Origin of the sequence: Herbaspirillum sp. NPDC101397, assembly GCF_044767325.1 — a bacterium.
In the GTDB taxonomy this organism is placed as follows: Bacteria; Pseudomonadota; Gammaproteobacteria; order Burkholderiales; family Burkholderiaceae_D; genus Herbaspirillum.
The window spans coordinates 97877-118169 of the sequence record NZ_JBIWNS010000005.1 but is presented as its reverse complement, the minus strand read 5'-3'; the positions used below and the strand labels follow the sequence as shown (position 1 = coordinate 118169).

Genomic DNA, 20293 nt, shown 5'->3' with positions numbered 1-20293 from the left:
TCATTTATCCTAAATCAAGAGCGTACTATTCAATTCGCGGAACAAAAGCTTAATAATTCCATTGAAAACGACTTGACTTTTGTATTTTTAACGAGAACAATGGAATTCATTGATAAGTAGTTACTGCTTGTTAATACGAAGGGGGCAAGTTTAAGGGGGGCTGCGGAAGATTCAATCTCGCGAGGCTTCTTGCTTTTACGGCTCGTGTGATTTTTTTTAATTGAAAGATGCTTTTTATGGCAACAGGTACAGTCAAGTGGTTCAACGATTCTAAAGGCTTCGGCTTTATCACTCCGGATGACGGCGGTGAAGATTTGTTCGCACACTTCTCGGCAATTCAAATGAACGGCTTCAAGACCCTCAAAGAAGGTCAAAAAGTACAGTTCGAAGTCACGCAAGGCCCTAAAGGCAAGCAAGCTTCCAACATCCAGGCTCCTTAATTCGTATTAAGTCGCTTTTGTAAAAAGCTCCTGTTTCGGCAGGAGCTTTTTTTATGCCTGCACCATTTGCGGACTGCATCTGCAGCAGGCAATAAAAAAGGCCGGCAACACAGCCCGGCCTTTCTTCAGCAAGAATCACCCGCTGAATTACATATTTTCGATTACCGCGTCACCGAAGCCCGAGCATGACACCTGCGTCGCGCCTTCCATCAGGCGCGCAAAGTCGTAAGTCACCTTCTTCGACGAAATCGTGGTTTGCATGGCCTCGATGATCAAGGCCGCCGCTTCGGTCCAGCCGATGTGGCGCAGCATCATTTCCGCCGACAGGATCAGTGAACCCGGATTGACGTAATCCTTGCCGGCATAGCGCGGCGAGGTGCCGTGGGTGGCTTCGAACATTGCCACGGAATCCGACATATTGGCGCCGGGAGCAATCCCGATGCCGCCTACCTGGGCCGCCAGCGCGTCCGAGATGTAGTCGCCGTTCAGGTTCATCGTTGCAATCACGCTGTACTCGGCGGGACGCAAGAGAATCTGCTGCATGAAGGCGTCGGCGATCACGTCCTTGACGATGATGTCGCGCCCGGTCTTCGGATTCTTGATCCTGACCCATGGACCGTCATCGATCACCACGCCGCCGAATTCCTTCTGCGCCAGGGCATAGGCCCAGTCGCGGAAGCTGCCTTCGGTGAACTTCATGATATTGCCCTTGTGGACAATCGTCACCGACGGCTTGTCATGGTCGATGGCGTACTGGATCGCCTTGCGCACCAGACGCTCGGTGCCTTCCTGCGACACTGGTTTGATGCCCAGGCTGGAGGTCTCAGGAAAGCGCAGCGTCTTGACACCCATTTCCTTGACCAGGAAGTCGATCAGCTTCTTGGCGCCGTCGGTGCCGGCCTGCCATTCGATGCCGGCGTAAATGTCTTCCGAGTTTTCGCGGAAGATGACCATGTTGGTTTTTTCAGGTTCGCGCAACGGCGACGGCACGCCCTTGAAATAGCGCACCGGGCGCAGGCAGACGTACAGGTCCAGCTGTTGGCGCAGCGACACGTTCAGGGAGCGGATGCCGCCGCCGACCGGCGTCGTCAGCGGGCCCTTGATGGACACCACGAATTCCTTGACCGCAGCGACGGTCTCTTCCGGCAACCAGACGTCGGCGCCGTACAGCTGCGTCGATTTTTCGCCGGCGTAGATTTCCATCCAGTTGATCTTGCGTTGGTCGCCGTAGGCCTTGGCGACCGCGGCATCCACAACCTTGAGCATGACAGGCGTGACATCGCGACCGGTGCCGTCGCCCTGGATGAACGGAATGATCGGATTGTCCGGGACGTTGAGGGAAAAGTCGGCGTTGACGGTAATCTTCTTACCTTCGGCCGGCACCTGAATGTGTTGATACATTACGGTCTCCGAGAATAGTGCGGAAAAGAGGGGAATTCGGCCTCGCTGCGGACATGGGCGAACGCGGACTTGTCGCGCGCAACATCGCAGCCTCGGGGCGATTAAATTCAGAGTCAAGTCTCATATAAGACATAAGACATTGATTTATATTATGCACGAGTATTTTACTGGACGTCATGTTTTTGCGACACTGACGCATGCCCCTCATTTTATTCAACAAACCCTATCAGGTAATGTGCCAGTTTTCGGCGCAGGATGACCGAGAAACGCTGGCCGACTACCTGGACATCCCCGACATCTACCCTGCCGGACGTCTCGACGCCGACAGCGAAGGATTGATGCTATTGACCGATGACGGTGAATTGCAGCACGCCATCAGCCATCCCAAACGCAAGCAACCCAAGGTCTACCTGGTGCAGGTGGAAGGCACGCCCGATGCAAACAGCCTCGAGCGCCTGCGCAACCCGCTCGATCTCGGCGATTTCGTCACCCAGAAAAGTGAAGTCCGCCATGTGCAGGAACCGGCCTGGCTGTGGCCGCGCAATCCGCCCATCCGCGAACGCAAGAATCACCCGACCAGCTGGCTGACGATACAGATATCGGAGGGAAAGAATCGTCAGGTCCGCCGCATGACGGCGGCGGTCGGACTGCCCACATTGCGGCTGGTCCGGATCGCCATCGGACCGTTTGCACTGGCGACCGATCCGCTGCTGCCGGGAGAGTGGAAAACCGTCGATCCTCAGGAATTCCGCCGCAATAGCTGACAAACTACTGACAAAACCGGCTTTTCAAAGACAGTCCGCAAAGAAATTTTGTTTTTTGGAATTTTTTGTCAACCAAGCCTTCGGCGCGTCGTTATTGGCAATGATTCACGAGAATCACCGTCTTCTTAACATGTTAAATTGAAGGACTGCAAAATGAAAAAATTGATCGCCGCTCTGATCGCTGGTCTGTTCGCCACTTCCGTGTTCGCACAAGCTGCAGCTCCTGCTGCCGCACCTGCTGATGCTCCTAAGGCTGAAGCTGCTGCACCGAAGGCTAAGAAGGCCAAGAAAGCCAAGAAGAGCCACAAGGCAAAGAAGGCTGCTCCAGCTGCTGACGCTGCCAAGTAATCTTGCTTTCGCATTGCTAAAAGGCAGGCTAGTCCTGCCTTTTTTCATGTCCGCTGCATTTGTCGGCTTCCTTTATAATCGCCGCATTCCGGCAGATTTCGGATCTGCAGTCGATTCCCATACAGCCACGTACATCCCATCATGCGTCGTCTCCTCCCTTTCGCCACCCTGCTCGCCACCCTCGCCGCTCTTGCGGTCGCTCTGCCCGGCCAGGCCCAGCAGCTTCAGAAATTCCCGACCACCACGCTCAATGCCGGCCTGTACCTGATCAAGGCCGAAGTCGCCTCGACCGAAGCGCAGCGCGAGCAAGGCCTGATGTTCCGCGACAAGATGGGCGCCAATGAGGGCATGGTGTTCGCATTCGGCGCGCCGGCCGGCGTGTGCATGTGGATGAAGAATACGCTGATCCCCCTGTCGGTCGCCTTCATGGACGAAACCGGCAAGATCATCAATATCGAGGAAATGAAGGAACAGACGCTGGATTCGCATTGCGCGACCAAGCCGGCCACCTACGCCTTGGAAATGAACAAGGGCTGGTTCAAGCAAAAGAACATCAAACCCGGCACGGTCATCGAAGGCCTGCCGCGTTAAACGCCTGACAACAAGCCTGTGACGCCGGAAGCCGGCATCAAGGTGTCGCTACAGCCCCATGGCAGGCTTTCACATAGACGTCGCACCCGAATCAGCAATTTCTCACTGAACAACACCCGGAAATGCAAAAACCCGCCAAATCGCTTGGGCGGGTTGATGTTTTCGTGATGCTTGTGAATCGACATTGCTATCGATTCGACATTGCGCGGATCCTTGCCTGAGCAAAGATCCGGTCAGCAACAAGAATTAAGCAGCCAGTGCCTTCAGGGCAGCAGCCAGACGGCTCTTGTGGCGAGCAGCCTTGTTCTTGTGGATGATTTTCTTGTCAGCGATGCTGTCGATAGTCGAGACCGAAGCCTGGAACACGGAAGTCGCAGCAGCCTTGTCGCCTGCTTCGATCGCCTTGCGGACAGCCTTGATTGCTGTACGCAGCGTCGAACGCTGGCTGGAGTTGTGCGCGTTTTGCTTAACAGCTTGACGAGCACGTTTGCGTGCTTGTGCGGTATTTGCCATGAATAATTATCCTAAATCGAGATCGAGAGCATCGCAATCTTGATAACTTGCGAGGCGGAATTCTGTAAAGCCACGGATTATAACCATTTTTCATCAAACTGGCAAATACAGCCTGACTATCGCCAGCCGCCTGTTGCAAAAGAGGCTTAATTACCTATATGCAAGATTCAAGGCGAACGTTCTTTGCGCGTTCGCCTCCAACCGCGTCAGCCCTGCGGGAATCCCTTGCAAACCCGTGGCTCCCGCGAAAACGAAAGCTATAATGCCGTCCCATGAACTTGCATAAAACGCTTGCCACCGTTTCTGGCATGACGATGCTCTCCCGCATTACCGGTCTCGCAAGAGAAATCCTGTTCGCTCGCGCATTTGGCGCCTCGGCCTATACCGACGCCTTCAACGTCGCCTTCCGCATTCCCAACCTGTTGCGCCGGCTGTTTGCCGAAGGCGCCTTTTCGCAGGCCTTCGTACCCATCCTCGCCGAATACAAGAACCAGAAAGGCGACATCGCCACCAAACACCTGGTTGACCACGTCGCGACCGTGCTGATCTGGGTGATGGTCGCCACCAGCATTGCCGGCATCGTGGCCACGCCGCTGATCGTGTACTTCATCGCCACCGGGCTCAAGTACAACCAGGGCGCGTTCGAGGCCTCGGTGGTCATGACCCGCATCATGTTCCCCTACATTGGGTTCATGTCCTTCGTGGCGCTGGCCGGCGGCATCCTCAACACCTGGCGCGAATTCAAGATCCCGGCATTCACCTCGGTGCTGCTGAATGTGTCCTTTATCGTTGCGTCCCTGTTCGTCGCCCCTTACATGGACCAGCCGATCTACGCGATGGCGTTTGCGGTGTTCGTCGGCGGCGTGCTGCAAGTCGCGCTGCAGATTCCCGCGCTGATCAAGATCGGCATGCTGCCGCGCCTGTACCTCAATCCGATGATAGGCCTCTCCGACGAAGGCGTCCGGCGCGTGCTCAAGAAAATGGGCCCGGCGGTGTTCGCCGTCTCGGCCGCGCAGATCAGCCTGATGATCAACACCAATATCGCTTCGCGCCTGGCGCACGGCAGCGTGTCGTGGCTGTCGTACGCCGACCGCCTGATGGAATTCCCGACCGCCCTGCTAGGCGTGGCGCTCGGGACCATCCTGTTGCCCAGCCTGTCGAACGCGCATGCCGAAAACGACATGGCCGAATATTCGGCATTGCTGGACTGGGGCTTGCGCCTGACCTTTCTGCTGGCGCTGCCTTGCGCGGTGGGGCTGGCGACGCTGTCGGAGCCGCTGACCGCCACGCTGTTCCATTACGGCAAATTCGACACGGTCTCGGTCGACATGACCGGCCGCGCATTGATCGCTTACGGCGTCGGCCTGATCGGCCTGATCCTGGTGAAAATCCTGGCGCCCGGCTTCTATGCCAAACAGGACATCCGCACCCCGGTCAAGATCGCCATCGGCGTGCTGATCGCGACCCAGCTGATGAACTACATTTTCGTACCATGGATCGCGCATGCCGGCCTGGCCTTGTCGATCGGCCTGGGCGCCTGCCTGAACGCAGCGTTCCTGTTCTGGGGCCTGCGCCGCCGCAACATCTACACGCCGCAACCGGGCTGGCGCATGTTCCTGATCAAGCTGACCGGCGCGCTGTTCCTGCTCGGCGGCGTGGCGCTGGCGGTGGCGCGGCATTTCGACTGGATCGCCATGCGCGCCCATCCGGCAGAGCGCATCGGCGCCTTGCTGCTGGTGTTTGCGGCATGCGGCGTGGCGTATTTCGGCGCCTTGATGGCGATGGGATTCCGATTCCGCGACTTCAAGCGCATCGGTCGCTGAGAGCGTACCTGGCCGCTGCAATGTTGCGTTGATGCTCCATTGCCAGCCAAACATTTCACAAGCGCGCATATTTTGATAGCATGTTCAATATATGACGCTTACACCGCTCGAATATTTTTCCTCGCTGGTTCGTCAAGACGATTCGATTCCGCTTTTTGAATCGGCTCTGGCGCTGGGGCAAGATGCGCACCCCGATCTGGATTTGTCCGCGTGCCAGATCGAGATGGATACCCTGGCGCTCAAGTTGAAGCAGCGTCTGTCCTCGGATGCATCGCATATCCAAAAATTGCGGATGCTCAACCACTTCTTTTTCCAGGAGCTGGCGTTCGCCGGCAACATCAACAATTATTACGATCCCGACAACAGCTACATCCATCGCGTGCTGACGTCGCGCCGCGGCATTCCGATTTCGCTGGCGGTGGTGTACATGGAGTTGGGACAGCAGATCGGCCTGAACATGAAGGGCATTTCCTTCCCCGGCCATTTCCTGATGAAGCTGTCGGTGCAATCGGGTGACATCGTGCTCGACCCGATGAACGGCGCCAGCCTGTCGCGTGAAGAATTGGAAGAACGCCTCGAGCCTTATCTCGAGCAACAGGAATATGGCGACGAGTTGCCGCTGGCGGCATATCTGCGCGCCGCCCATCCGCGCGAAATCCTGACTCGCATGCTGCGCAACCTGAAAGCCATCTACACCGACTCCCAACGCTGGCAGGGTGTGCTTGAAGTACAGGAACGCCTGGTGATCTTGTTGCCGGATGAAATTACCGAACGCCGTGATCGCGGCCTGGCCTACGCCAACCTGGCTGAACCGCAGGCGGCGCTGGACGATCTGGAGGCTTACCTGGCCTTGCGTCCCGATGCGGAAGACGCCGACAGCATGCGTGAAAAGCTGCCGGAGCTACGTCACGCCAGCAGGCGTCCCAACTGAAGTTGGAGACGCCAGCCTCGCGTCACTGACTACTGACTACTGCTTACCCCTTCGAACGCGCTTCAATCAATTCCCAGCGTTCGAGATTTTCCAGCAACAAACCGTCGATTTCAGCAAAACGCGCATTCAGGCGTCCCGCTTCGTCCCCGCCCGCCTTGTACAGATCCGGATCAGCCAGCTTGGCGGAAATCGCCGTCTGCTCTTCTTCCAGTTGCGCGATCAGCTTCGGCAGCTCTTCCAACTCGCGCTGCTCCTTGTAGCTGAGCTTCTTCGGCTTGGCAACAGCAGGCGCCGCCACCGGAAGTTCAGCCGGTTTGGATTCGCTCTTGCCGTCCGATTTCTTCGCGCTTGCCTGGGAGCTGGCGCGCACGCGCTCCCAGTCGCTGTAACCGCCGACATATTCCTTCCAGACGCCATCGCCTTCGGACGCAATCACTTGCGTGACGACGTTGTCGAGGAAGGTGCGGTCATGGCTCACCAGGAACACGGTGCCTTCGTAATCTTCCAGCAATTCTTCCAGCAGTTCGAGCGTGTCGATGTCCAGATCGTTGGTCGGTTCATCGAGCACCAGCACGTTGGCCGGCTTGGCGAACAGGCGCGCCAGCAACAAGCGATTGCGCTCGCCGCCGGACAGGGTTCGCACCGGCGAACGGGCGCGTTCCGGCGCGAACAGGAAGTCGCCCAGATACGTCATCACGTGGCGGCGCTGGCCGTTGACTTCCACCCAGTCGCTGCCCGGCGCGATGGTGTCGGCCAGGGTGGCTTCTTCATTGAGCTGAGTGCGCATCTGGTCGAAGTACGCCACCTGCAATTTGGTGCCTTGGCGGACGGTGCCGGTGTCAGCGGTTTCTTCGCCGAGGATCAGCTTGAGCAGCGTGGTCTTGCCGGCGCCGTTCTGGCCGATCAGGCCGACCTTGTCGCCGCGCATGAGGATGCCGCTGAAATCGCGCACGATGGTCTTGGCGCCGTAGGACTTGCTGACGTTTTCGAGTTCCGCCACGATCTTGCCGGAACGCTCGCCGGACGACACTTCCAGCTTGACCTGCCCCTGCCGGTCACGGCGCGCGCTACGTTCGAGACGCAAGGATTCGAGCCGGCGTACGCGGCCTTCGTCACGCGTGCGGCGCGCCTTGACGCCTTTGCGGATCCAGACTTCTTCCTGCGCCAGGAATTTGTCGAACTTGGCGTTCTCGACTTCTTCGTTATCCAGCAACTCTTCCTTGCGGCCCTGGTAGGTGCTGAAGTTGCCCGGGAAGGACAACAGCTTGCCGCGGTCGAGTTCGATGATGCGGGTGGCGACGTTGTCGAGGAAGCTGCGATCATGGGTGACGAACAGCACGCTGCCCTTGTAGTCGCGCAGCAGGCCTTCGAGCCACAGGATGGAGCCGAAATCCAGATGGTTGGTCGGCTCGTCCAGCAGCAGCACGTCAGGAGCGCCGACCAAACCGCAGGCCAACGCCACGCGCTTTTGCATGCCGCCCGACAGTTCACCGATGAGGGCTTCGCCCTTGAGGTTGAGCTTGTCGAGCGTGGTCTCGACCTTGTTGTTCAGGCTCCAGGCGTCGGCCGCATCGAGGACCAGCTGGATGTCGTGCATGCGCTCCATGAGCGCTTCGTCGTTGTCGCCGCCGAACTGGCCGGTCAGCGATTCGTATTCGGCCAGCAGCGCCGGCAACTCACCGAGGCCGGAAGCGACCGCGTTGAAGATCGTCATCTCGGCAGGGAAATGCGGCTCCTGATCAACGTAGGCGATTTTCAGGCCCTGCTGCATGACCAGCAGACCATCGTCGAGCTTGGAAACGGCGGCGATGATTTTCAGCAAGGACGACTTGCCTGTGCCGTTGCGGCCGATCAGGCCGACGCGCTCCCCGGTTTCGAGAGAAAATTCCGCATGGTCGAGGAGCGGGACGTGTCCGAATGCGAGCTGCGCATTGGAGAGGGAGATGACTGCCATAAGTATGCCGAGGGATGAGATCGAAGGTCGGGGCGGGAATGCCTTTGCCGCGACTCAATTAAAGAAGAAAGACCGCATTGTACCGATTGCGCGCGATGATGGTGTATCTATGCTGCGTATGGACGCCATCTGCACATGATCGGCTGTTGCGGTCAACGCAATCCATTACCTTTGGACAACAAACGATGCGGATTATGGGTTGATTTGATGTTTTTTTATTACGACCACGCACCGAAAAGGGCCCCTGCATACATTTGGAAACACAATCGTCGCGCCGATCGGCCGCAGATCGGCTGTCGCGCCCGGCCCATGTTGTAAGATACGGCACGCCCTTCACTACGAAGCCGTTTCAAGATCAAGCTGGCGCACACCACACCGCCCTGACTTTACGACGGTTTCCTACAATAACCATGCGCTTCAACTCTCGTTTGCACCACCTTTCGCGTCAACGCGGCTTCCTCAATCCCAACATCGCCAAGTTCCTTGCCTTCTCGGTGCTCGGCCTCGTCATCATCGGCGCGCTGATCATCGCTTATGCACTGATCTTCATCAATCCGCGCCTGCCGTCGCTGGACGTGATCACTGACTACCGTCCGAAGATCCCGCTGCGCATCTACTCCGCAGACAACGTGCTGCTCGGTGAATTCGGCGAGGAGAAGCGCAGTCTGGTCAAGCTCGACGACATCCCGGCCAACATGAAGAATGCTGTGCTGGCGATCGAGGACAACCGTTTCTATCAGCACGGCGGCATCGACTACATCGGCATCGCGCGCGCCATCGCCACCGACGTGGTGCGCGGCCACGCCAGCCAGGGCGCCAGCACAATCACCATGCAGGTGGCCCGCAACGTGTTCCTGACCAAGGAAAAAACCGTCTCGCGCAAACTGTATGAAGTGCTGCTGGCCAACAAGATCGAAGCGGCGCTGAGCAAGGACCAGATCCTTGAGGTGTACATGAACCAGATCTACCTGGGTCAGCGCGCCTTCGGTTTCGCGGCGGCGGCGCGCACCTATTTCGGCAAGGACATCAAGGACATCACGCTGGCCCAGGCCGCGATGCTGGCCGGCCTGCCGAAGGCGCCGTCGGCCTACAACCCGATCGTCAACCCCAAGCGTGCGCATATTCGCCAACAGTACATCCTGCAACGCATGCTCGACCTCGAATACATCACGCAGAAGGAATACGACGCGGCCGTCAAGGAAGACATCCAGGTGCGCGCTCCCGGCAACCAGTACAACGTCCACGCCGAATACGTGAATGAAATGGTACGCCAGATGGTGTACGCCCAGTACAAGGAAGACACCTACACCCACGGCATCACCGTCACCACCACCATCAACGCCGCCGACCAGAAGGCCGCCTACGATGCAGTGCGCAAGGGTGTGATGGATTACGACCGCCGTCACGGCTATCGCGGTCCGGAAGAAACCATCGAGCTGCCGTCAAAGGAGGACGAGCGCGCCCAGGCCATCGACGACGCCATGGACGACTATCCCGATAACGACGACATCCTCGCCGCCGTCGTGGTGTCGGCCGATCCGAAACAGATCCAGGCGGTAATCCGCAGCGGCGACAAAATCACACTATCGGGCGACACGCTCAAGTTCGTGGCCGCCGCGCTCGGCCCCAAGGCCAAGAAGGAAATCCGCATCGCTCCCGGCGCGGTGATCCGCGTCATGCAGGACGGCAAGAAGAACTGGCAGATCGTGCAGCTGCCTGAAGTGGAAGCCACGCTGGTATCGGTGACGCCGCAGAACGGCGCCATCCGCGCGCTGGTGGGCGGCTTCGATTTCACGCAGAACAATTTCAACCACGTCACGCAAGCCTGGCGCCAGCCCGGCTCGACGTTCAAGCCATTTATTTATTCCGCGGCGCTGGAAAAAGGTTTTGCGCCGGCTTCCATCATCAATGACTCTCCGGTGTCTTACCCGGCCGGCAACGGCCAGCCGAACTGGGAGCCGAAGGACGACGATCCGCCGGCCGGCCCGATGGCGATGCGCACCGCGTTGCAGAAATCGGTCAACCTGGTCGCCATCCGCACGCTTGACGCGATCGGCGTGAAGTATGCGCAGGACTTCATCACGCAGCACTTCGGCTTCGATACCGACAAGGTGCCGCCGTATCTGCCGATGGCGCTGGGCGCGGGCCAGACCACGCCGCTGCAACTGGCTTCGGCGTATGCGATCTTCGCCAACGGCGGCTACAAGATCAATCCTTATCTGATCACGCAGATCACCGACGCACGCGGCAAGGTGCTGTCCAAGGCTGAGCCGCTGATCGTCGGCAGCAATGCCCCGCGCGCGATCGATGAGCGCAACAGCTACATCATGACCAGCCTGCTGCAATCGGTGGCCCAGCGCGGTACCGGCGCCCGCAGCAACTCGCTCAAGCGCACCGACCTAGCCGGCAAGACCGGTACCACCAATGACGCCTTCGACGGCTGGTTCGCCGGTTATCAGCGCACATTGACGACGGTGGTGTGGATGGGTTACGACCAGCCCAAGAGCCTGGGCAGCAAGGAATTCGGTGCGCAGCTGGCGTTGCCGATCTGGGTCGACTACATGGGCGTGGCGCTGCGCGGAACGCCGCAGTCCGACACGCCGGCACCGGCCGGGATTCGCTTCATCGACGGCGAGCCGTACTATGAGAACTTCACGCCGGGCAACGGTTTCGTCGCCTCGCTGGGCGTTGAAGGCGGCGGCGTGGTCGATGCGCTGTCGAACTTCTTCGGCTGGTCGAAGAATCCGAATTCGGAAACCCAGGCGCCTTCGTCCGGCCCCGCACCGTCTCCGCAAGAGAAGGCCAGGGACAACCTGTATCAGGGGCATTGAGCCGCAACTGATCCGCACTGATCCGATCGCCCAAAGAAAAAAGCGCAGAAGAAAAATCTTCTGCGCTTTTTTTGTCTGGCGCCCCCGACACGGATCGAACGTGTGACCTATCCCTTCGTACCACTATGGCTTTCGCCACCAAGAGCCTTGTTTGTGGTCTGGACTATACCTTGGCCATGGACTTGCAACTTGCAGCCTGCAGGCCGGAGCCGTCTAGTCTCTACACCTTCCGCATCATGAGGTCCGATGCGGCTTGGCTCGGTATTGCCAGCAGCCGCTTGCAGGAAAACAAGCGCTGTCAGGGTTCACCGAATTTGACTCCATTCACGCGGCGCCTTTCGGATGCCGGTGCCCAATTGTATTTAGGAGGGGATCGCTCTATCCACTGAGCTACGGGGGCGTGGTCGCTATTGTAACGGCTGCGGAGGTGGAAGGAAAGTTCGGCGGGGCAGATCAGGATCAGGCCTTGCGGCCTTCAAACCAGTTCTGATCCAGGCACAAACGCAATTGCATGCGCGCGCGGTACAACAGGACGCTGCAGTTGCCGGCGGTGATCTTCAGTTCCTTGCAGATTTCGCTAATCTCGAATTCGAACAGCTCGCGCATCGAAAACACGCGCGCCATCACCGGCGTCAGCTTGTTCAGGCAAAAATCCATGATGTCGAAGAACTGCGCCTGCTGCAGCGTTTCGGCAGGATTGCCCCAGTCGGCCGGCGCTTCGGCCCAATGGCCGGTATCGTCGAACAGGACGTCAAAGTCGCCGGGATCGCCGATTTCCGCCGGGCCGGCCTGGACGTATTTCTTTTCCTTGCGCAATACGTCGACGATCTTGTGCTTGAGGATGCCCACCAGCCAGGTGCGCAGCGCGGATTTGCCCGAATAGCCGGCCGGGTTCTGCAACGCAGCCAACAGGGTTTCCTGGGCCGCATCCTCGGCAGCGTCCTCCTGCAAATGCAGGCGAGCGAACCGCACCAGCATGCTGCGCTCGGCAACGACGGCCTGTTCGAAAGACTTGTCGCTCATGGTTGGGTTTTGCCTTTGCTCATTGCTTGCTCATTGATCTGTACTGCAACAGCCCGTACTGTACTTCGATTTTCGTATAACGGGTGTGCAGGCATGATAAAGGGCCGCTCCGTTACAATGCAATCACCGCGCGATCATTCGACTCCGTCGCCCGATCAGCTCGCCTCATATAACTTACAACGAGACTATATGGCCAGCCTTACGCTTTCATCCGCTTGGCGCGTTGCACGCGTCGCACTATTGACGCTGTCGACGCTCTGGATTGCCGCGACTGCCCCTGTCCAAGCGCAGCAATTACCCGACACCATTGCCCAGCGGGTGGCCGCCTGTACCGCCTGCCACGGCAAGGAAGGCCGCGCTTCCAGCGACGGCTACTACCCCCGCATCGCCGGTAAGCCGGAAGGCTATCTCTACAATCAGCTGACCAACTTTCGAGACGGCCACCGCCAGTATCCGCTGATGACGTATCTGCTTGATCATTTATCGGACGCTTACCTGCACGAAATCGCCGCCTACTTTTCCGCCCAGCATCCGCCCTATCCGGCGCCGCAACAGGTGGAAGCGACACCGGCCGTGCTGGAACGCGGGCGCGCGCTGGTCATGAACGGCGACAGCAGCAAGAAAGTGCCGGCCTGCATCGCCTGCCACGGACAGGCCCTGACCGGCGTGGCGCCGGCGGTGCCCGGCCTGATCGGTCTGCCGCGCGATTACATCAACTCGCAATTCGGCGCTTGGAAAAACGGTGTACGCAAAGCCAAAGCACCGGATTGCATGGCGCAGATCACGCAACGCTTGTCGCTGGAAGACATCAACGCCGCCAGCAGCTGGCTGGCCGCGCAGACGGTTCCGGAAGGCGCGCGTCCGGCCCCCGCAACAACAGTCAGGTTGCCGCTGCCCTGCGGCAGCGTGGCGGAATAAGGAACACGCCATGAGATCCATCAAACGTATCCTGCTGGCGCTGCTGTTGCTGGTCATCGCGGTGCCGGCCGTCATCATCGGCGCCGAATTCATCGATCGCGAGGACGCCGAAAGCGCGGCGACCGCACCGCCATCTTCGCCGGCCACCGAACAACAGATCGCGCGCGGTGCTTACCTCGCGCGTGCCGGCGATTGCATGGCCTGCCACACCGCGCGCGGCGGCCAGCCTTATGCGGGCGGGCGGGCCATCCCGACGCCATTCGGCACCATGTACGCACCCAACATCACCGCCGACAAGGAAACCGGTCTGGGCTCCTGGAGCGCGAACGATTTCTGGCGCGCACTGCATCACGGCAAGTCGAAGGACGGCAGTTTCCTCTACCCGGCCTTCCCGTACACCAACTACACCAAGATCACGCGCGAGGATTCCAATGCCTTGTTCGCCTACATGCAGACCGTGACGCCGGTGCGCCAGGCCAGCCAGGAACATGCGCTGCGCTTTCCGTACAACAATCGCATCCTGCTGGCCGGCTGGCGCGCGCTGTACTTCACCCCGGGCGCCTATCGCGCCGACAGCGGGCAATCGGTGGAATGGAACCGCGGCGCCTACCTGGTGCAGGGACTGGGCCATTGCAGCGCCTGCCACACCACGCGCAACGCCTTCGGCGCGACAGTCGCCAAGTCCGACCTGGGCGGCGGCTTGATCCCGATCATGAACTGGTACGCACCCTCGCTGACCTCGGACGCCGAAGCAGGCCTCGGTAACTGGGAGCTGCAACACATCACGGCGCTGCTGAAAACCGGCGTATCGCCGCGCAGCACCGTATTCGGCCCGATGGCGGAAGTCGTCAGCCGCAGCTTGCAGCATCTCGACGACAGCGACATCCAGGCCATGGCGGTCTATCTGAAGTCGTTACCGCAAAACGATCCACCGCCCGCGCTCGACACGCCGCAACCGGACAAGGGCGCGGCAGATCGCGTGATGCAGGCGGGGGCGAAGATCTATGAACAGCATTGTGCCGAATGCCACAAGGCCGACGGTAAGGGCATCACGCCGGCTTATCCGCCGATGAGCGGCAACCGTGCATTGACCATGGGCTCGGCCGTGAATCCGATCCGGATGGTGCTCAACGGCGGCTTCCCGCCGTCAACCGAAGGCAACCCGCGCCCGTACGGGATGCCGCCATTCGGGCAAATGCTCAATGACCAGGAAGTGGCGGCGGTAGTGTCGTACGTCCGGAACAGCTGGGAAAATCGCGCGGGCTTTGTGTCGCCGCAAGAAGTGAATCGCAACCGTTCAATCCCATTGGATTGACGGTGCAGCGACGGCAGTGTGCGCCGTCGCGGAAGTGGTTCGGCTATTTGTCTTCCATGCTGAGCTTGTAGCCCATGCCACGGACGGTCTTGACGTAATCGGCGGCGGCGCCCAGCGATTTGCGCAGACGCATGATATGGACGTCGACGGTGCGCTCTTCGATGAAGGTGTGATCGCCCCAGACTTTGTCCAGTAACTGTGCCCGCGAAAAGATGCGCTCGGGATGCGCCACCAGGTAACGCAGCAGTTTGAATTCGGCCTGGTCCAACTCGACCTCCTGCTGACCGATCGTCACGCGATGGCGTTCGGTATCGATGCCGACCAATCCATAAGCCAGGCTCTGTTGCCCGACTTCCGGCGCCTTGCGGCGCAGCAGCGCCTGTACACGCGCCACCAGTTCCTTCGGTGAAAACGGTTTGGTGACGTAGTCGTCGGCGCCCTCATTGAGTCCCTTGACCTTGTCTTCTTCCATGCCCTTGGCGGTCAGCATGATCACCGGCAAAGCTGCCGTGCGGGCATCGCGACGCCATTCACTGAGCAATCCCAGGCCGGAGGTGTCGGGCAGCATCCAGTCCAGCAACACCAGATGCGGTAGAGCGTCGGCGATCAACTTGCGCGCCTGCGCCGCGTCGCTGGCGATGGACGTGATGAATCCTGCTCCCTGCATGGTGAACCGCAGCAGCTCGGCGATGCTGGGCTCGTCTTCGACTAACAGGATGTGTAACTGGTCTTTTGACATTCGCGGATATGTTTGACTTGTCATGGGCGACGCCGGTGCAGCGCATTCGCGAGCAGCAGCCCTTCCCGGCTCCTGCTCTGCACTGATGTGTCGCGTCAGGCCGTTACTTTATCAGCAATCCGTCTTGCCATCGTCTGCGCGACTTCCGCCTGCTGCGCTTCGACCATGACCCGGATCAGCGGCTCGGTGCCGGAAGGCCGGATCAGTACGCGGCCGCTGTCGCCCAACGCCTTTTCGACGGCGTCCTTCTCGGCTTGCATGCCGGAATTGGTTTTCCAGTCGAAACCAGCCGGGATCTTCACATTGATGAGCACTTGCGGATACAGGCGGATGTCGGCAGTCATTTCCGCCAGGCTCATACTGGCGCGCTTGAGCGCGGACAACACCTGCAGCGCCGAGACGATGCCGTCGCCGGTGGTGTGCTTGTCCAGGCACAGCAAATGGCCCGAGCCTTCGCCGCCCAGCAGCCAGCCGCGTTCCTGCAAGGTTTCCAGCACGTAGCGGTCACCCACTTTGGCACGGGCGAAGCCGATGCCCATGTTCTTGAAAGCGACTTCCAGCGCCATATTGGTCATCAGCGTGCCGACTGCGCCAGGCACCGGTCCGGTAGCAAGACGATCCTTGACCATCACATACAGCAGCTCGTCGCCGTTGTAGATGCGGCCCGTCGCGTCGACCATCACCAGCCGGTCCGCGTCGCCGTCGAGAGCGATGCCGACGTGTGCCTTGTTGGCCAGCACGGATCTGGACAAAGCCTCCGGCGCTGTCGCGCCAAAACCTTCATTGATGTTGAGGCCATTGGGCTGGTTGCCGATGGTGATGACTTCAGCGCCGAGTTCATGAAACACGTGCGGTGCGATATGGTAAGCGGCGCCGTGCGCGCAATCGACCACGATACGCATGCCATGCAGATCGAGGTCGTTTGGGAAAGTGCCCTTGCAGAATTCAATGTAACGGCCCTGGGCATCATCCAGACGCTTGGCCTTGCCGAGCTTTTCGGAAGACGCGCAGCCCATGGGTTGCTCGAGTTCCGCTTCAATCTCGGCTTCCACTGCATCGGCCAGCTTGTTGCCCGAGGCCGAGAAAAACTTGATGCCGTTGTCGTGATACGGATTGTGCGAAGCCGAAATCACCACGCCGGCCGACAGCCTCAAGGCGCGCGTCAGATACGCCACCGCCGGGGTCGGCACCGGACCGGCCAGCATCACGTCCACTCCGGCGGCGGCAAAGCCGGCTTCCAGGGCAGCTTCCAGCATGTAGCCGGAAATCCGCGTGTCCTTGCCGATCAGCACCGTCGGTTTGGCCGAGGATGACCACTTCTTGGTCAACACCTTGCCGGCGGCATAGCCGAGACGCATCACGAAATCGGGCGTGATCGGCGCCGTTCCCACACGTCCGCGCACGCCATCGGTACCAAAATATTTTGCAGCCATGATTCCTGGTTCTCTCTCGTCAGATATTTTTATAAATTGTTTTCACGCTGTCGCGGCCATGCCGGCCTGCCACACGTTGAGCGCGTCGACAGTCTCCGCGACGTCATGCACACGGATGATCATCGCACCTTGCGCCGCCGCTGCCAAGGCCGCGCCAAGACTGCCGGCCAGACGCTGGTCGAGCGGCTTGCCGGTGATCGCGCCGATCATGGATTTGCGTGACATACCGGCCAGCAGCGGCAGGTCAAGCGTCTCGATCATCCGACGCGTGTTCCGCAGCAGGTCGTAATTGTGCTCGACGCTCTTGCCGAAGCCGAAGCCGGGATCGATGCAAAGGCGGTCATGTTGCACGCCCGCGGCGCGCAAGGCAACGACACGCTCCTGCAAGAAAGCGACAACCTCCTGCACCACGTCGCCATAGCTCGGCTGCTGCTGCATGGTCTGCGGATCACCTTGCATATGCATGATGCACAGCCCGGCCGCGCTGTCCTTGACGGCGTCAATGGCGCCAGGAGCGCGGAAACCATTGATGTCGTTGATCATGTCCACTTCGGCGATCAACGCCTCGCGCATGACTTCCGGCTTGTAGGTATCGATCGACAGCGGTTTGCCGCAATCGCGCAAGGCGTAAATCACCGGCATCACACGCCGCAGCTCTTCATCCAACGGCACCGGCGGAATGCCGGGACGGGTCGATTCGCCGCCGATGTCGATGATGTCGACGCCGTCGGCGATCATCTGCTCGGCATGCGACAGCGCGAACTCCAGCGCGGAATAGCTGCCACCGTCAGAAAAGGAATCGGGGGTGACGTTGAGGATACCCATGACCAGAGGCCTGCGCCCCGGTGCAACGGGAAGGCGGTAGCGCCCGCATTGTAAAAAGTGTTGGCTCATTGAAGCTGCATCGTTTTCAAACCTGGCGCCCAAGGTGTCCGAGGTGCCCGCAGGCGATATTGTTGTTATTGATTCGCCGTCTCCAGACCACATACGACTGACTATCGACTATTCACGACTATCCACTCCTTCACTTCGGCGCTAAACAAAGAAAAAGGGCGAGGATTGCTCCTCACCCTGAGACCAGCTATCCGCCCTGCCCCGCGATCAGGCGGGAGCGGTGGCGGTCGGCGAAATATCGCCTGGTGTATTGTCGGAAGACTTCTTGGCCGGGATACCGGACTTCGGCGGACGCGGCTCGTTGCCTGCCATGATGTCGCTGATCTGGTCGGCATCGATGGTTTCCCAGTCGAGCAGCTTCTGCGCCATGACTTCGACCTTGTCGCGATTCTCTTCCAGCAGACGACGCGACAGCGCATATTGCGTGTCGAGGATGCTGCGAATTTCTGCATCGACCTTTTGCTGCGTCGCTTCGGAAACGGTCTTCGACGACATGCGGCCGAAGTAGGCGTCTTGCTCTGTGTCTTCGTAGACCATCGTGCCAAGGGCTTCAGACATGCCATAGCGCGTCACCATGGCGCGCGCCAGCTTGGTTGCACGCTCAAAGTCGTTGGAAGCACCGGTCGACATCTGATGCATGAAGATTTCTTCCGCGATACGACCACCGAACAGGATGGCGATCTCTTCCAGCATCTTGTCCTTGTACATGTTGACGCGGTCATGTTCAGGCAACTGCCAGGTCAGGCCCAGGGCATAACCGCGCGGCATGATGGTGACCTTGTGGACCGGATCGGCCTTAGGCAACAGCTTGGCAACGACGGCATGGCCGGATTCATGGAACGCGGTATTGCGGCGTTCTTCTTCGCGCATCACGGCGGACTTGCGTTCAGGACCCATGACGATCTTGTCCTTGGCGTCTTCGAAGTCCTGCATCTCCACCAGGCGCTTACTGCGGCGCGCGGCGAACAATGCCGCTTCGTTGACCAGGTTGGCCAGATCGGCACCCGAGAAACCAGGTGTGCCGCGGGCCAGGATATCTGCCTTGACGTCAGGAGCAATAGGCACCTTGCGCATGTGGACGTAGAGGATTTGTTCGCGGCCGCGGATGTCCGGCAGACCGACCATCACCTGGCGGTCGAAACGGCCCGGACGCAGCAGCGCCTTGTCGAGCACGTCGGCGCGGTTGGTTGCGGCGATCACGATGACGCCCGAGTTGGCTTCAAAGCCGTCCATCTCGACCAGCATCTGGTTCAGTGTCTGTTCACGTTCGTCGTTGCCGCCGCCCATGCCGGCGCCGCGATGGCGACCGACCGCGTCGATTTCATCGATGAAGATGATGCACGGTGCATGCTTCTTGGCGTTTTCGAACATGTCGCGGACGCGCGATGCGCCCACGCCGACGAACATTTCAACGAAGTCGGAGCCGGAGATGGTGAAGAACGGCACTTTGGCTTCGCCGGCAATTGCGCGCGCCAGCAATGTCTTACCGGTACCCGGAGGACCGACCATCAGCACGCCGTGAGGAATGCGGCCACCGAGTTTCTGGAATTTGGTTGGATCGCGCAGGAATTCGACCAACTCCTGCACTTCTTCCTTGGCTTCATCGCAACCTGCAACGTCGGCGAAGGTGACCGAATTGCTGTTTTCATCGAGCATGCGCGCCTTCGATTTGCCGAAGGAGAACGCGCCGCCCTTGCCGCCGCCCTGCATCTGGCGCATGAAGAACACCCAGACGCCAATCAGCAACAGCATCGGGAACCAGGAAATGAAGACTTGCGACAGGAAGGATTGCTCTTCAGGCTGCTTCACGTCGAACTTCACGCCGTTGCTCAACAGATCGCCAACCAGGCCGCGGTCCAGATAGGTCGCGGCGGTTTTGACTTTTTTACCGTCTTGCGTGGTCGCGACGATACTGCGGTCTTCGATGGTGGCATCTTTGATGTGACCGGCTTTTACTTCGCTGATGAAGTCGGAGTAAGCGATCGGCGTAGCGCCCGACGCCAGGCTGCGGCTGTCGAACTGTTTAAAGACCATAAACAGCACCAGCGCGATGACCACCCAGATGGCGGCTTTGGAAAACATGTTGTTCACTAGAACTCCTCCGACGCGAGCGCGCCTCATTACCTATATATATCCGATTTTACTCGGATTCATCTGCGCTTACTAGGAAACCGTCCATACCGGCAGTCCTGCTCTGAACTACGGCAAACAGGCGGGCAAACTTGAATGCGGGGAAGACGGCAGCATCACGTCGGAAACAACACCAAAACCGGCGCAAACGATGCCTTTCGGACATGCAAAGGAAGGCTTCCTGCAGTTGATGTGTGGCCGGATAGCGTGAAATCAAGAAGGAAAATGGGCTGAATGCGGCTTTA

17 protein-coding genes are annotated in these 20293 nt (G+C 59.3%); 9 read left to right on the top strand and 8 right to left on the bottom strand.

What is annotated here, in order from left to right; translation table 11 throughout:
• The first annotated feature begins 236 nt into the window (after window positions 1–236).
• Window positions 237–440 carry a cold-shock protein gene (locus tag ACIROW_RS13195; RefSeq protein WP_009665919.1) on the top strand — a complete coding sequence of 68 codons (204 nt, stop codon included), beginning with the start codon at window positions 237–239 and terminating at the stop codon, window positions 438–440.
• Window positions 441–587: 147 nt separating this feature from the next.
• Here the strand turns inward: ACIROW_RS13195 and icd are convergent, their stop codons facing one another.
• Window positions 588–1841 (bottom strand): NADP-dependent isocitrate dehydrogenase, encoded by a 1254-nt coding sequence (gene icd / locus ACIROW_RS13190; RefSeq protein ID WP_402276174.1) that lies wholly within the window; start codon window positions 1839–1841, stop codon window positions 588–590.
• A 197-nt stretch (window positions 1842–2038) separates the two neighbouring features.
• On the opposite strand from icd, the gene ACIROW_RS13185 reads away from it, so the two are divergent.
• The 3 genes from ACIROW_RS13185 (at window position 2039) to ACIROW_RS13175 (ending at window position 3544) form a co-directional block, all read left to right on the top strand.
• Window positions 2039–2605, top strand: a complete 567-nt coding sequence (locus ACIROW_RS13185) for a pseudouridine synthase (RefSeq protein WP_402276171.1) — start codon at window positions 2039–2041, stop codon at window positions 2603–2605.
• A 153-nt stretch (window positions 2606–2758) separates the two neighbouring features.
• Window positions 2759–2953, top strand: coding sequence for a hypothetical protein (locus ACIROW_RS13180; RefSeq protein WP_116435334.1), 195 nt, complete (start codon window positions 2759–2761; stop codon window positions 2951–2953).
• Between the two features lie 141 nt (window positions 2954–3094).
• Window positions 3095–3544, top strand: coding sequence for a DUF192 domain-containing protein (locus ACIROW_RS13175; RefSeq protein ID WP_402276169.1), 450 nt, complete (start codon window positions 3095–3097; stop codon window positions 3542–3544).
• Between the two features lie 246 nt (window positions 3545–3790).
• On the opposite strand, the gene rpsT is transcribed toward ACIROW_RS13175, so the two are convergent.
• Window positions 3791–4057 carry a 30S ribosomal protein S20 gene (gene rpsT / locus ACIROW_RS13170; RefSeq protein WP_034294187.1) on the bottom strand — a complete coding sequence of 89 codons (267 nt, stop codon included), beginning with the start codon at window positions 4055–4057 and terminating at the stop codon, window positions 3791–3793.
• 272 nt (window positions 4058–4329) lie between these two features.
• Here rpsT and murJ point away from each other — a divergent pair, with 272 nt between their 5' ends.
• Together murJ and ACIROW_RS13160 are read left to right on the top strand one after the other, a co-directional pair.
• The gene (gene murJ, locus ACIROW_RS13165) at window positions 4330–5880 is read left to right on the top strand and encodes a murein biosynthesis integral membrane protein MurJ (RefSeq protein WP_402276167.1); all 1551 of its coding nucleotides are present in this window, start codon (window positions 4330–4332) and stop codon (window positions 5878–5880) included.
• A gap of 91 nt (window positions 5881–5971) precedes the next feature.
• Window positions 5972–6811 (top strand): SirB1 family protein, encoded by an 840-nt coding sequence (locus ACIROW_RS13160; protein ID WP_402276165.1) that lies wholly within the window; start codon window positions 5972–5974, stop codon window positions 6809–6811.
• 43 nt (window positions 6812–6854) lie between these two features.
• Here the strand turns inward: ACIROW_RS13160 and abc-f are convergent, their stop codons facing one another.
• A complete protein-coding gene (gene abc-f, locus ACIROW_RS13155) occupies window positions 6855–8765 on the bottom strand; it encodes a ribosomal protection-like ABC-F family protein (RefSeq protein ID WP_402276162.1) in 1911 nt (636 codons plus the stop codon).
• Window positions 8766–9175: 410 nt separating this feature from the next.
• Between abc-f and ACIROW_RS13150 the strand changes: the two genes are divergently transcribed.
• Window positions 9176–11596, top strand: coding sequence for a penicillin-binding protein 1A (locus tag ACIROW_RS13150; RefSeq protein WP_402276160.1), 2421 nt, complete (start codon window positions 9176–9178; stop codon window positions 11594–11596).
• 459 nt (window positions 11597–12055) lie between these two features.
• On the opposite strand, the gene ACIROW_RS13145 is transcribed toward ACIROW_RS13150, so the two are convergent.
• Window positions 12056–12619: a sigma-70 family RNA polymerase sigma factor gene (locus ACIROW_RS13145; RefSeq protein ID WP_402276158.1), complete on the bottom strand. Its 564-nt coding sequence runs from the start codon at window positions 12617–12619 to the stop codon at window positions 12056–12058.
• A 189-nt stretch (window positions 12620–12808) separates the two neighbouring features.
• Between ACIROW_RS13145 and ACIROW_RS13140 the strand changes: the two genes are divergently transcribed.
• Both ACIROW_RS13140 and ACIROW_RS13135 read left to right on the top strand, forming a co-directional pair.
• Window positions 12809–13537, top strand: coding sequence for a c-type cytochrome (locus tag ACIROW_RS13140; RefSeq protein ID WP_402276156.1), 729 nt, complete (start codon window positions 12809–12811; stop codon window positions 13535–13537).
• Between the two features lie 19 nt (window positions 13538–13556).
• Window positions 13557–14852 carry a c-type cytochrome gene (locus ACIROW_RS13135; protein ID WP_402276986.1) on the top strand — a complete coding sequence of 432 codons (1296 nt, stop codon included), beginning with the start codon at window positions 13557–13559 and terminating at the stop codon, window positions 14850–14852.
• A 43-nt stretch (window positions 14853–14895) separates the two neighbouring features.
• On the opposite strand, the gene phoB is transcribed toward ACIROW_RS13135, so the two are convergent.
• The 4 genes from phoB to ftsH form a co-directional block, all read right to left on the bottom strand.
• Entirely contained in the window at window positions 14896–15591 is a 696-nt protein-coding gene (gene phoB, locus ACIROW_RS13130) for a phosphate regulon transcriptional regulator PhoB (RefSeq protein WP_402276984.1), read from the bottom strand.
• Between the two features lie 95 nt (window positions 15592–15686).
• Complete coding sequence (gene glmM / locus ACIROW_RS13125; protein ID WP_402276153.1) at window positions 15687–17024, bottom strand: phosphoglucosamine mutase; 1338 nt, start codon at window positions 17022–17024, stop codon at window positions 15687–15689.
• A gap of 42 nt (window positions 17025–17066) precedes the next feature.
• Window positions 17067–17918 (bottom strand): dihydropteroate synthase, encoded by an 852-nt coding sequence (gene folP, locus ACIROW_RS13120; protein WP_402276151.1) that lies wholly within the window; start codon window positions 17916–17918, stop codon window positions 17067–17069.
• Window positions 17919–18125: 207 nt separating this feature from the next.
• Window positions 18126–20009, bottom strand: a complete 1884-nt coding sequence (gene ftsH, locus ACIROW_RS13115) for an ATP-dependent zinc metalloprotease FtsH (protein ID WP_402276148.1) — start codon at window positions 20007–20009, stop codon at window positions 18126–18128.
• Window positions 20010–20293: the final 284 nt, after the last annotated feature.

What these genes read in the sequence shown, in the direction of transcription:
- ACIROW_RS13145 (WP_402276158.1), bottom strand. Translation starts at nt 12,619, where the DNA reads ATGAGCGACAAGTCTTTCGAACAGGCCGTCGTTGCCGAGCGCAGCATG.
- ACIROW_RS13150 (WP_402276160.1), top strand. Translation starts at nt 9,176, where the DNA reads ATGCGCTTCAACTCTCGTTTGCACCACCTTTCGCGTCAACGCGGCTTC.
- ACIROW_RS13195 (WP_009665919.1), top strand. Translation starts at nt 237, where the DNA reads ATGGCAACAGGTACAGTCAAGTGGTTCAACGATTCTAAAGGCTTCGGC.
- glmM (WP_402276153.1), bottom strand. Translation starts at nt 17,024, where the DNA reads ATGGCTGCAAAATATTTTGGTACCGATGGCGTGCGCGGACGTGTGGGA.
- icd (WP_402276174.1), bottom strand. Translation starts at nt 1,841, where the DNA reads ATGTATCAACACATTCAGGTGCCGGCCGAAGGTAAGAAGATTACCGTC.
- murJ (WP_402276167.1), top strand. Translation starts at nt 4,330, where the DNA reads ATGAACTTGCATAAAACGCTTGCCACCGTTTCTGGCATGACGATGCTC.
- abc-f (WP_402276162.1), bottom strand. Translation starts at nt 8,765, where the DNA reads ATGGCAGTCATCTCCCTCTCCAATGCGCAGCTCGCATTCGGACACGTC.
- ACIROW_RS13160 (WP_402276165.1), top strand. Translation starts at nt 5,972, where the DNA reads ATGACGCTTACACCGCTCGAATATTTTTCCTCGCTGGTTCGTCAAGAC.
- ACIROW_RS13175 (WP_402276169.1), top strand. Translation starts at nt 3,095, where the DNA reads ATGCGTCGTCTCCTCCCTTTCGCCACCCTGCTCGCCACCCTCGCCGCT.
- ACIROW_RS13185 (WP_402276171.1), top strand. Translation starts at nt 2,039, where the DNA reads ATGCCCCTCATTTTATTCAACAAACCCTATCAGGTAATGTGCCAGTTT.
- rpsT (WP_034294187.1), bottom strand. Translation starts at nt 4,057, where the DNA reads ATGGCAAATACCGCACAAGCACGCAAACGTGCTCGTCAAGCTGTTAAG.
- folP (WP_402276151.1), bottom strand. Translation starts at nt 17,918, where the DNA reads ATGAGCCAACACTTTTTACAATGCGGGCGCTACCGCCTTCCCGTTGCA.
- ACIROW_RS13140 (WP_402276156.1), top strand. Translation starts at nt 12,809, where the DNA reads ATGGCCAGCCTTACGCTTTCATCCGCTTGGCGCGTTGCACGCGTCGCA.
- phoB (WP_402276984.1), bottom strand. Translation starts at nt 15,591, where the DNA reads ATGTCAAAAGACCAGTTACACATCCTGTTAGTCGAAGACGAGCCCAGC.
- ACIROW_RS13180 (WP_116435334.1), top strand. Translation starts at nt 2,759, where the DNA reads ATGAAAAAATTGATCGCCGCTCTGATCGCTGGTCTGTTCGCCACTTCC.